At 42.3% G+C, this 10,667-nt stretch carries 11 protein-coding genes; 3 read left to right on the forward strand and 8 right to left on the reverse strand.

Annotated features, from left to right (window positions below; translation table 11 throughout):
* Positions 1 to 119: 119 nt before the first annotated feature.
* Both PVK79_RS21805 and PVK79_RS21810 read right to left on the reverse strand, forming a co-directional pair.
* Positions 120 to 485: a hypothetical protein gene (locus PVK79_RS21805; RefSeq protein ID WP_145236916.1), complete on the reverse strand. Its 366-nt coding sequence runs from the start codon at positions 483 to 485 to the stop codon at positions 120 to 122.
* A 77-nt stretch (positions 486 to 562) separates the two neighbouring features.
* A complete protein-coding gene (locus PVK79_RS21810) occupies positions 563 to 1,432 on the reverse strand; it encodes a TolB-like translocation protein (protein ID WP_182758747.1) in 870 nt (289 codons plus the stop codon).
* Between the two features lie 137 nt (positions 1,433 to 1,569).
* Between PVK79_RS21810 and PVK79_RS21815 the strand changes: the two genes are divergently transcribed.
* The 3 genes from PVK79_RS21815 (at position 1,570) to yjjG (ending at position 3,756) form a co-directional block, all read left to right on the forward strand.
* The gene (locus PVK79_RS21815; RefSeq protein ID WP_145236910.1) at positions 1,570 to 2,469 is read left to right on the forward strand and encodes a phosphoribulokinase; all 900 of its coding nucleotides are present in this window, start codon (positions 1,570 to 1,572) and stop codon (positions 2,467 to 2,469) included.
* A gap of 67 nt (positions 2,470 to 2,536) precedes the next feature.
* Entirely contained in the window at positions 2,537 to 3,082 is a 546-nt protein-coding gene (gene yjjX, locus PVK79_RS21820; protein ID WP_182731640.1) for an inosine/xanthosine triphosphatase, read from the forward strand.
* A complete protein-coding gene (yjjG, locus tag PVK79_RS21825) occupies positions 3,082 to 3,756 on the forward strand; it encodes a pyrimidine 5'-nucleotidase (protein ID WP_182778598.1) in 675 nt (224 codons plus the stop codon). Before yjjX ends, yjjG begins: the two co-directional genes overlap by 1 nt.
* 256 nt (positions 3,757 to 4,012) lie before the next feature.
* Here the strand turns inward: yjjG and lpxC are convergent, their stop codons facing one another.
* The 6 genes from lpxC to murC all read right to left on the reverse strand — a co-directional run bounded on the left by lpxC (position 4,013) and on the right by murC (position 10,660).
* Positions 4,013 to 4,924: a UDP-3-O-acyl-N-acetylglucosamine deacetylase gene (gene lpxC, locus PVK79_RS21830; RefSeq protein ID WP_182718054.1), complete on the reverse strand. Its 912-nt coding sequence runs from the start codon at positions 4,922 to 4,924 to the stop codon at positions 4,013 to 4,015.
* A 103-nt stretch (positions 4,925 to 5,027) separates the two neighbouring features.
* On the reverse strand, positions 5,028 to 6,272 hold the full coding sequence (gene ftsZ / locus PVK79_RS21835) for a cell division protein FtsZ (RefSeq protein WP_182731641.1): 1,245 nt from the start codon (positions 6,270 to 6,272) through the stop codon (positions 5,028 to 5,030).
* A 21-nt stretch (positions 6,273 to 6,293) separates the two neighbouring features.
* Positions 6,294 to 7,526 carry a cell division protein FtsA gene (gene ftsA / locus PVK79_RS21840; RefSeq protein ID WP_257324747.1) on the reverse strand — a complete coding sequence of 411 codons (1,233 nt, stop codon included), beginning with the start codon at positions 7,524 to 7,526 and terminating at the stop codon, positions 6,294 to 6,296.
* Positions 7,523 to 8,302: a cell division protein FtsQ/DivIB gene (locus PVK79_RS21845; RefSeq protein ID WP_182735144.1), complete on the reverse strand. Its 780-nt coding sequence runs from the start codon at positions 8,300 to 8,302 to the stop codon at positions 7,523 to 7,525. Before PVK79_RS21845 ends, ftsA begins: the two co-directional genes overlap by 4 nt.
* Position 8,303: 1 nt before the next feature.
* Entirely contained in the window at positions 8,304 to 9,224 is a 921-nt protein-coding gene (locus tag PVK79_RS21850; protein WP_149980616.1) for a D-alanine--D-alanine ligase, read from the reverse strand.
* Positions 9,221 to 10,660, reverse strand: coding sequence for a UDP-N-acetylmuramate--L-alanine ligase (gene murC / locus PVK79_RS21855; protein ID WP_425607869.1), 1,440 nt, complete (start codon positions 10,658 to 10,660; stop codon positions 9,221 to 9,223). Before murC ends, PVK79_RS21850 begins: the two co-directional genes overlap by 4 nt.
* Positions 10,661 to 10,667: the final 7 nt, after the last annotated feature.

The raw sequence follows: 10,667 nt of genomic DNA on the forward strand, positions 1-10,667 counted from the left end.
TCAATGCCTTGCCTAAATCGCTTTTAATTCCAACTGAAACTCGCATCTTGAGGTGGCTTGGGTATATATCTACAAAAACAGCAAGCCATTGGCTTGCCGTTTTTTATCAACAGCGTTATTTATCCATTGATAATTTTTACTAGCTGAGAAATAAACTCTTTTGCTCCTTCAACGCTGGTCATTTTAAAACCAATTCCATAATGGATTGGATTCGTGCTTTTAAAAATACGCGTTGGAAACCGTGTCATTTCACTACTATGAAAAAAACCGCTAATGCGGTTAACGCCTGCTATTTTATTAAAATCATCACTAAAGACTTCCAGTGCAGGACGAAGCACAAGCTTAGCTTGGCCACCTTCTATATGCAGATAAATTGCTTCTTTGGACTTAGGTAACATATATTCAGTGATATTCTTAATTCTAAAATTACTACGGCACTCTAATGCAATAAGTTGCTCGTTGATTTGCTCTGGACTAGCTGACATGGATATCCTTGATTTTCATTAAGCTCTTAGCTGTAAACTACAGCACAGCCAAGAACCTGCAAAGTTTTATATTATAGTTATTTAACGCATACAAAAGCGAGTTGATCATTTAAGTAGCTCATACGGGTAATATTGGTGTCACAGAAAGGCGTTAAATCAAGCCATAGCGAGACCTGTTCAGGGCTATTTAGCTGGCGCTGGTAAACACGATTATCGACCGCATAAATGACCGTATTAGCGTCTTTAAATGCGTAATCTTGTACCGTCTGCGGTAAACGAAAGAGGTCAGTGACGGTATTTTCTTGCGGATCATAACTTGCTAACCAGTGCTGCTGCGCTTTGCTATAACTAAATGTATAGGCAGCTAATGCATGGTTAAATGTCAACGTACGGCCAATATGCTCAGCAACCACTTTTGGCTTCGCTGCAGCAACCTGAGTATATTGTAAAGTATGTGGTTCGCCTAAAATAAACATCACCATATCATTTTTGGCGCCCCAGGCATGATAACCAACTGGTTCTATCCACTCAAAAATACGACTTGGTTTAACATTATCGTCAAACGGATATTGCCATAACTTTTGCTTACCATCCGCCTCAACTACGATAGCTGACAGTGCCTTACCATTAGGTGTTAAAGTCGGCGAGTATTCACTCACAGCAGTATTTGTTAAATTAGTTACTTGCTTATTGGTAAAATCATAAAAAGCTAGATCTGTTTGACTTTGCCCATCACTTTGCACTTCTTGGGTAAAATAAATACCACCTTTGGTAAGTAAAGGCTGATTATTATAAACATCATTATTAGTGATACGGCTTACTTGTAACCCATATTCTGTGTTAAGTTTAGCAAGTAAAATTTCGCTTTTTGGCATCGCAGCTAAAACGCTATTAGGGGTAACTGCAAGGGTGGCAACAAAACTTAGCCAAGGTAAAGTCAATTTCATATCATTCTCTAATTATTTTTATCGCCCTTATAATAGCGCTATTTTATAGTTATTCCCAAGTCTGTTATTGATATGTCACTTGACCTACCCCCTTACTACGCCTTATAACTACAGAGCTACTTAAAACGAGAAAAATTATGTCAGCTAAACATCCTATTATTGCGATCACTGGTTCATCTGGTGCGGGTACTACCACCACGACAAGTGCTATTAAGCATATATTTCGTAGTCTTAATATTGAGGCCGCATTTATAGAGGGCGACAGTTTTCATCGCTATACTCGTCCTGAGATGGATAAAAAAGTTCGCGAAGCGCAGCAAGAAGGTAAACACATTAGTTACTTTGGTCGTGAAGCTAATGACTTTGCAGCCCTTGAAGGTTTGTTCAGCACCTATGGCGATACTGGAGCAGGTAAATTACGTCGTTATTTGCATACCTTTGACGAAGCCGTGCCATACAATCAACTACCAGGTACCTTTACTCCGTGGCAAGAACTGGAAAGCAGTACCGATATTTTATTCTACGAAGGACTGCATGGCGGTGTTGTCGATGAAGATCATGATGTAGCTAAGCATGTTGATTTACTAATTGGTATGGTGCCTATCATTAACCTTGAGTGGATCCAAAAGTTAATCCGCGACACCTCTGAACGTGGTCACTCTCGCGAAGCTGTTATGGGCTCAATTGTCCGCAGTATGGATGATTACATTAATCACATTACGCCACAGTTCTCACGAACTCACATAAACTTTCAGCGCGTGCCAACCGTTGACACCTCAAACCCATTTAGCGCAAAAGATATTCCGTCCCTTGATGAAAGCTTTGTAGTTATTCGTTTTCGTGGCATAGATGACGTCGATTTTCCGTATTACCTACGTATGATAGAAGGCAGCTTTATGTCGAGGATCAACACCTTAGTGGTCCCTGGTGGAAAAATGGGACTCGCTATGGAGTTAGTATTAACCCCACTTATCAAAGATATTATCCTTAAAAAGCGTGCGCTTGCCGAATTAGCCCCCGTTGATTTGCCTATTTAAGAAATACGCTTGCTGAAATACATAGCTTATGTAAACTGCTGACTTCATCATAAAAGGAGATATCAGCATGACAGAGCCATTACGCATTCTCGTCGGTTCCAAAAATCCGGTAAAAATAAATGCTGCCCGCAGTATTTTCTCTCTCTATTACCCTGATATGACGATTGATTGTCAAGGAGTTGATGCACCTTCACAAGTACCTGATCAGCCAATAGGTGAAGATGAAACACGAATAGGCGCACAAAATCGTGTCTTGTATTGCCAACAGCATTACCAAGCTGATTTTTATGTTGCAATGGAAGGTGGTGCTGAGCAATTTAGCTACGGCCCCGCTACCTTTGCATTTGTAGTCGTTGCTGATAACCAACAACGTGCTATCGGTCGTAGTAGTAACCTTCCTTTACCCCCAAGCCTGTATAATGCGTTATTGCAAGGCAAAGAACTTGGCGATGTAATGGATAACGCATTTAATACTACCAATATCAAACAGCAAGGCGGTGCTATTGGTTTATTAACTAATCATCATGCCACCCGAGAAAGTACCTATACGCAAGCGCTGACACTCGCTATGGCGCCTTTTCTTCATCCCGCGCTTTACTCTAAGGAAGTTTAATGAAGTACACCCATGTTTTATTTGATGCCGACGAAACCTTATTTAGCTTTAATGCCTATGCAGGCTTAAAAAGAATGTTTGCAGTTTATGGCGTAGATTTTAATGACGCTGATTACAGTCATTATCAAGCAACAAATAAACCGTTGTGGCTTGAGTATCAAAACAATACTATTTCCGCTACTCACCTACAAGTCACTCGATTTAGTGAGTGGGCTAATAAGCTCAATGTTCCAGCTCAACAGCTTAATGATAATTTTTTAACTGCCATGGCTGAGATCTGCGAACCATTACCTGGCGCTATTGAACTGCTAAATAAACTAAAACCGCATGCTAAATTAGGCATTATCACTAATGGTTTTACCCAGCTACAAGCACGCCGCTTAGAGCATACCGGATTAAAAGAGATGTTTGATTGTTTAGTTATCTCTGAGCAAGTGGGAATTGCAAAACCAGCCGCAGAAATTTTTTATCACACTTTTGAACTGTTAGGTAATCCACCAAAAGAACAGATCTTGATGGTCGGTGATACCGCAAGCAGTGATATCTTAGGTGGCCAAAATGCCGGGATTGATACCTGCTGGCTACAGCACCCCAACACAGTTCTGCCAGAAGGCATTGAACCAACATACCAAGTGACTGAGCTGGTACAGTTACAACAGCTGTTAGGATTGTAAAAAGGTTTAATACCAATCGACTTAAATATTTAACCATTCTAGCGAGCTAAATAAAGCGCTAACTGCGTTATAATTTTTTAAGTAGAACAACTACATGTCAAAATTTACGCCTTGTTATGACTCCATTTATCTGTCGCTATAAATGGTCAGTAACTTAACACGATTGGTATAACATTAAAAAACTAAACCGCAATATTTAAACAAAAAAATGACGCTAGATAGCGTCATTTTTTATAACTGTTTTAAGCGTTTGCGATTAAGCTGTGGCTACTTCTAAACCTGGTGCTGGCATGTATACTGGGGTATCAAATGTTGCCCATTCCCATGCTGACTCAGTCGCCATAATTTTACGAAGTAACTTATTGTTCAGGTCATGGCCTGATTTATAAGCTGTAATTTTTCCTAAAATGTTGTGGCCTGTCATAAACATGTCACCAACACAGTCTAGAATCTTATGCTTAACAAACTCATCGCTATAACGCAGACCGTTAGGATTAAGTACTTTAAACTCATCCAATACCACGGCGTTATCCATGCTGCCACCTAAAGCTAGGTTATTAGCATGCATATATTCAATGTCTTTCATAAAGCCAAAAGTACGTGCGCGGCTGATTTCTTCCGTAAAGCTTTGTGCCGTAATATCTAAACCGATACGTTGGCGGCTTTCATTGATTGCCGGATGATCGAAAGCAATTTCAAAGTCGATATGAAAACCATCATATGGTTCAATCTCGGCCCATTTATCACCTTCTTCAATACGTACTTTTTCTTTAATACGAATAAAGCGCTTAGCCGCATTCTGCTCTGCAATGCCGCCTTTTTGTAACAAATAAATGAATGGTAATGCACTACCATCCATTATTGGTACTTCTGAGCTATCTAATTCAACGATCAAATTATCGATACCCATTGCCGCTACCGCAGCAATAAGGTGCTCAGTCGTAGATAAGCGAACGCCATCTTTATTAGTTAAACAGGTACATAATTGCGTATCGCCAACGGCTTCAGGTGTTGTTTCAAAATCAACAACCGGATCAAGGTCGACACGACGAAATACTATCCCAGTATTTGCGCTCGCAGGTCGGAGAGTAATAGTGACCTTCTCACCTTTGTGAAGTCCAATTCCTATGGCTTTGACTATCTCTGCAATGGTACGCTGTTTAATCATAGCTTCGCTCACTTATAGTTACAGTTAGACCGCCGATTATATCACATATACGACCAGCTGCCAAATTCGTTCGCTTTTTAAACAAAAACAATTACCTTTTTGCTTAATCTGCTTGTTTTCTTAAAAATGCAGGGATGTCGAAATAATCGCCACCTTCTGATTTATTAGACTTTTTACCGCTATCATTAGTTTTAGATAAACCACTATTGCTTTGCGTTGTCTTGCTCGATTCATGCTTTTCAATCGCTGGAGCAGCAGTCATTTCATCGCCACTACCTTGGCTTGCAAAGCTTGGTACATACATACTGCTAGTTTGGTTTGTTGAACTGCTAACATCAGAACCTGACGCTTTTTTAAAGCCGTTATCGACAATACCAAACTGTGGACGACGATCGCCGCCTAAACCTGTAGCGACTACAGTTACACGTAGTTCATCAGTCATTTCAGGGTCAATAACCGCACCAACCACCACAGTCGCATTTTCAGATGCTAATGCTTTAACGTGATTACCAACAATTTCAAACTCTTCAATTGCGATATCCATACCTGCAGTGATGTTAACTAGGATGCCTTTCGCGCCAGTTAAATCAACGTCTTCAAGTAGTGGGCTTGAGATTGCAGCTTCTGCAGCTTCTTGCGCACGATCAGGACCCGATGCAGACGCTGTGCCCATCATCGCAGTACCCATGGCTGACATTACTGTACGTACGTCGGCGAAATCCACGTTAATCAAACCAGAACGAGTAATTAGTTCCGCAATACCTTGCACGGCACCAAATAATACATCATTAGCTTTAGCGAATGCGTCTAATAGTGTAGTCCCTTTGCCTAAAACTTTAAGCAATTTATTGTTAGGAATTGTAATAAGTGAATCTACAATTTCTGACAATTCGTTAATGCCTTGTTCAGCCGCTGCTGCGCGCTTTTTACCTTCAAAGTCAAACGGACGTGTCACTACAGCAACCGTTAAAATACCTAACTCTTTAGCAATTTTGGCAACCACAGGCGCAGCACCTGTGCCAGTACCACCGCCCATACCCGCTGCGATAAATACCATATCAGCACCTTCAAGGCTGGCACGAATAGTATCGGCGTCTTCTTCTGCTGATTTACGACCTACATCAGGGTTTGCACCCGCACCTAGCCCAGACGTGATCTGAGTACCTAGTTGCACCGTAATATCTGCTGATGAGTTACGTAATGCCTGAGCATCCGTATTAGCGGCAATAAAACGCACGCCTTCAATTTGTTGCTTAACCATGTGCTCAACAGCGTTACCGCCGCCGCCGCCCACGCCTATTACTTTTATAACAGCTTCTTCGCTGTGTTGTTCCATTATATCAAACATGTTTACTCTCCGACTTGAGTATTAAAACTCGCCTTGAAACCACTTCGTTATGCGGTTCCACCAACTATTATCGCCTTCAGGTTTCGATTTTTGTGCATTCATCGATTGCATTGTGCGGCCATATTGTAATAAGCCAACCGCCGTTGCATATGAAGGGTCATCTACATAATCTGTCAAACCAACTATCCCTATAGGTTTGCCTATTCTCACTGGCATCTGGAAAATGTCTTCAGCCACTTCCATCGCGCCAGCCATTTTAGCACTACCGCCAGTAATGACGAGTCCTGCTGCAATTTGGTCTGCTAATCCTGAACGATGAATTTCTTCCATCGCTAATTCAAATAATTCTCTAAAACGTGGCTCAACCACCTCAGATAAGGTATGACGCGACATTAACCGCGCTGGTCGCCCGCCTACACTAGGCACTTCAATAGTTTCTTCGCTGCTGGCCATTTGGCTACTTGCACAGGCATATTGTACCTTGAGTGATTCAGCATGGGATATCGGTGTACGAAATATTTTTGCAATATCGCCAGTAACTTGGTTACCCGCTACAGGAATAACTGCAGAGTGGCGCAACGCACCATTGATATAAATAGTGATATCCATCGTACCGCCACCGATATCAAGTACCGCAACACCAAGCTCTTTTTCGTCATCGGTTAATACCGAATAACACGACGCTAATGCGGTGAAAATCAGTTGGTCAACTTCAAGACCACAACGCTCAACACATTTTTCAATATTTTTCGCCATATCGTTTGAGCAAGTTATGATGTGAGCACGGGCTTCCATTCGTACACCACTCATACCACGCGGGTTTTTAATCCCTTCTTGCATATCGATACTATATTCTTGCGGCAGCGCATGCAGCATTTTACGTTCGGCTGAAATAGGCACAGAGCGCGCAATATGAATAACATTTTCAATGTCTTCATCAGTCACTTCAGTGTTATTAATTGCCACAACACCACTTTCGTTTTGGCACTGAATATGTTTACCTGAGATCCCCAAATACACGGAGCTAATACGGCAATCAGCCATAAGTTCAGCTTCATCGATTGCACGACGAATAGACTCCGACACCAAGTTAAGGTCGTTTACGCCGCCTTTATCCATACCATGGGACACTTGGCTGCCAACCCCAACAATGCTGAGTTTGTTATCTGCGGTGATTTCACCAACCGTGGCCACCACTTTTGAGGTGCCAACGTCTAATCCAATCACTAGGTTTCTTTCTGCTGACTTAGTCATGCCTTACTCTTATTTTGTAATTGCGCTTCTTCCAGGAGCTTCCAGCTCACTGCAAGGCCGGTATCATACCGTAAATCCACTACATCTACTTGTGCATCTGCACGTTTTTCCATCCGCGGGTAAACATCTATAAACCGCTGTACCCGTTTAGCTTTTTCTTTACGCCCTAATTTAAGGCGAATACCGTTATCGAGCCATAACTGCCATGAAAATCGCTCTGACAATGCAAGACTGGTTAACTTAAAACTATTGACCTTAAGCATTTCATCAAGCTGCTTGAAAGCTCCCCAAGCTTCAAACTCACTGCCCTCAGGGCCATAAAGTTGTGGCAGCTCGTCACTGAGCTTCGCACTGCTAGCTTGAAACACTTCACCGCTTTGGTTAAGTAATAAATCACTGTTCCACACTGCGACGGCCTGATGCTCTACCACATACACTTGTAATGTATCTGGCCACTGCTTGCGTACCGATGCAGTAGCCACCCATGGCAGCTCTTGAACCAAATGTTGAACATGTTTAACATCTAAATCAAAAAAACTCGATAAGTCAGCTTTTTTAATCGCGCCAATAATCGCTTTTTCGTCCGTATATTGAGGTTTCCCCAACACCGCTAAATGCTTTATCTGCGCATCTTTATTTTCCACCAACCACTGTCTAACGCCGCTGGTTATTTGTACTAAGCTAAAAACTACAATAAGGAAAAAGCTCACACCAAAGATTAACGACCAATTGAGTTGCTGTTTTAATTGTTGCGCTTTTTCCAAAAAGGGATGCATATTAAAGCGTTTGCTCCAAAATGCGAACAACTAATTGCTCAAAGCTTGCACCATTTGCTTTAGCAGCCATTGGCACTAACGATTTTTCAGTCATTCCTGGTACTGTGTTTACTTCTAACAAATAAAAGTTACCGTCTGCATCTTGCATTGCATCAACACGACCCCAACCACTGGCACCCACCAGATCAAATGCCGCTAAAGCCATTGCTTGTAAATGCGTGGTATCGCCAGCTGATAAGTCTGCTGGGCAATGATATTGCGTGGTATTTGACTGATACTTTGCTTGGTAATCATAAAAACCATTCGGGGTGGTCATTTCAATTACTGGCTGTACCTCATCGCCTAGTACAGTGATTGTAAATTCGCGCCCTGTTATCCACTGCTCAACCAGTACTTGGCTGTCAAACTTAAACGCTTCGGCTAAAGCAGCTTCAAGCTCTTGCGCATTATTTGCTTGCGCCATACCAATGCTAGAACCTTCGTGCGACGGTTTTACCATCACTTTTTTCAGTTCATTCATTATCGCTGTAGCATCAAAACCACGTTTGCTATCCACCACCGCATAAGGCGCAGTGCTCAAGCCCGCAGATTTAAATAAATGCTTACAACGTATTTTATCCATCGCCAATGCTGAGCCTAATACGTTACTGCCAGTGTATGGCAACCCCATAAACTCAAGTGCACCTTGAATAGTACCGTCTTCACCACCGCGACCATGCAGGGCGATAAATACTCGTTCAATGCCGAGTTCTTTTAATTGCCATAACGGTTGCTCTTTTGGATCAAAGCCAATGGCATCAACGCCCGCATTTTGTAATGCGTTCAATACCGCTTGGCCTGATTTTAGTGATACTTCGCGCTCAGCTGAGTGTCCACCAAACAACACTGCCACTTTGCCAAACTGTGTGTTTAATTGCGTCATACCTTTACCTGCTTAAGTTGCTCAATCGACAGCGATGTCGCCGCGAGTGTTTTTACTAATTGACCAATATTACCAGCACCTTGGGTTATAACTAAATCATTATCTTGTAACGTATCAGCTAATACTCCAGCTAGTTCAGAGCTACTTGCAACATGCAGTGGTTCTTTACCGCGTTGACGTAAGCTACGACATAAACTTTTACTGTCTGCGCCAATAATTGGCTCTTCACCAGCGCCGTATACATCAAGCAATAATAACTGATCAACATCGGCTAACACTTTTACAAAGTCTTCATATAAATCACGAGTACGAGTAAAGCGATGTGGTTGATAAACCATTACTAAGCGTTTATCAGGCCAGCCTTGGCGAATTGCCGCTATAGTCGCTGCAACTTCTGAAGGGTGATGACCATAATCATCCACCAGCATTACTTTGCCACGTTCGTTTTCAAAATCGCCATAATGCTGAAAACGACGTCCGATACCTTCAAACTGTTGCAATGCTTCTAAAATCGCGTGATCAGCTATTTGTTGATCTTTTGCAACAGCAATCGCTGCAGTGGCGTTCAATGCATTATGTTTACCTGGCATATTTAAATGCACAGTTAATTCATCACCTTGCTTAGTGCGCACTTTAAACTGACTGGTATTTGCCGTTTGGCTAAAATCAGTCATGCGGTAATCGGCGTCGCTCGATTCACCATAAGTGATCACAGGACGGCCAAATCGCGGAATAAGCTCAGCTGCCACTTCTGAATCGATACACACCACAGCAAGGCCATAAAAAGGCAGGTTATGAATGAAATCCACATAAGTGTCTTTCATTTTTTCTAAGCTACCGCCGTAGGTATCCATGTGATCTTCTTCAATATTAGTGATCACCGATACCATAGGTTGCAAATGCAAGAATGACGCATCACTCTCATCAGCTTCAGCAATTAAAAAATCACTTTTACCGACTTTTGCGTTACTACCCGCACTATTAAGTAAGCCACCAATAATAAAGGTTGGATCCAGCCCAGCTTGAGCATAAATACTCGCGATCAAACTAGTGGTGGTGGTTTTACCATGAGTGCCAGCGATAGCAATACCGTGGCGAAAGCGCATTAGCTCGGCCAACATCTCTGCACGGCGCACAACCGGAATACGTGCCGCCTTAGCTGCAATAATCTCAGGGTTAGTTTCATCAATTGCACTTGAAACCACCACTACATTGGCATCTTTAACATTACTTTGATGATGGCCAATAAACACTTCAGCGCCAGCTTGGATCAAACGTTCGGTCATTGCACTATGGGCAATATCAGAGCCAGTAATACGATATCCTTCAAATGCGAGTACTTCAGCAATACCGCCCATTCCTGCGCCACCAATACCAATAAAGTGGATAGTGCTAATTCGGCGCATTGCCGGGCGAGTGCTCTTGTGTGTTGACATTTGTTTC

The organism is Pseudoalteromonas rhizosphaerae (assembly GCF_028885455.1).
Taxonomy (GTDB): domain Bacteria; phylum Pseudomonadota; class Gammaproteobacteria; order Enterobacterales; family Alteromonadaceae; genus Pseudoalteromonas; species Pseudoalteromonas rhizosphaerae.

Coding starts and splice junctions, on each gene's coding strand:
- murC (WP_425607869.1), bottom strand. CDS start 10,660: ATGTCAACACACAAGAGCACTCGCCCGGCAATGCGCCGAATTAGCACT.
- lpxC (WP_182718054.1), bottom strand. CDS start 4,924: ATGATTAAACAGCGTACCATTGCAGAGATAGTCAAAGCCATAGGAATT.
- PVK79_RS21815 (WP_145236910.1), top strand. CDS start 1,570: ATGTCAGCTAAACATCCTATTATTGCGATCACTGGTTCATCTGGTGCG.
- PVK79_RS21845 (WP_182735144.1), bottom strand. CDS start 8,302: ATGCATCCCTTTTTGGAAAAAGCGCAACAATTAAAACAGCAACTCAAT.
- yjjX (WP_182731640.1), top strand. CDS start 2,537: ATGACAGAGCCATTACGCATTCTCGTCGGTTCCAAAAATCCGGTAAAA.
- yjjG (WP_182778598.1), top strand. CDS start 3,082: ATGAAGTACACCCATGTTTTATTTGATGCCGACGAAACCTTATTTAGC.
- PVK79_RS21850 (WP_149980616.1), bottom strand. CDS start 9,224: ATGACGCAATTAAACACACAGTTTGGCAAAGTGGCAGTGTTGTTTGGT.
- PVK79_RS21805 (WP_145236916.1), bottom strand. CDS start 485: ATGTCAGCTAGTCCAGAGCAAATCAACGAGCAACTTATTGCATTAGAG.
- PVK79_RS21810 (WP_182758747.1), bottom strand. CDS start 1,432: ATGAAATTGACTTTACCTTGGCTAAGTTTTGTTGCCACCCTTGCAGTT.
- ftsA (WP_257324747.1), bottom strand. CDS start 7,526: ATGACTAAGTCAGCAGAAAGAAACCTAGTGATTGGATTAGACGTTGGC.
- ftsZ (WP_182731641.1), bottom strand. CDS start 6,272: ATGTTTGATATAATGGAACAACACAGCGAAGAAGCTGTTATAAAAGTA.